Origin of the sequence: Paracoccus bogoriensis (assembly GCF_019431455.1) — a bacterium.
Taxonomy (GTDB): domain Bacteria; phylum Pseudomonadota; class Alphaproteobacteria; order Rhodobacterales; family Rhodobacteraceae; genus Paracoccus; species Paracoccus bogoriensis.
This window is the reverse complement of sequence record NZ_JAHYSR010000086.1, coordinates 1-251: the sequence shown is the minus strand read 5'-3', so window position 1 is coordinate 251 and position 251 is coordinate 1. Positions and strand designations below refer to the sequence as shown.

At 59.4% G+C, this 251-nt stretch carries 1 protein-coding gene; it reads left to right on the top strand.

What is annotated here, in order from left to right; translation table 11 throughout:
* On the top strand, positions 1-251 hold a 251-nt coding region (locus KY389_RS15165; protein WP_219831798.1), incomplete at both ends, for a transposase.

Here is a 251-nt window from a genome sequence, read left to right as displayed (position 1 = left end):
AGGCTACGACGCGGGCAAGAAAGTATCGGGGATCAAGCGGCACATTGCGGTCGATACTCAAGGTTTGCCGCATGCCGTCGCCGTGACGACAGCGAACGTGACGGATCGGAAGGGAGCTCTGAAAGCCTTTGAGCGCTGTCAGCCAGGGTTAGGGCAAGTCGAGAGTGTCTTGGTAGATAGCGCCTACACCGGTAAGCCGTATGCCCAGGGAGTACATGAGATCCTAGGGGCCACGGTGCAGGTGGCCAAGC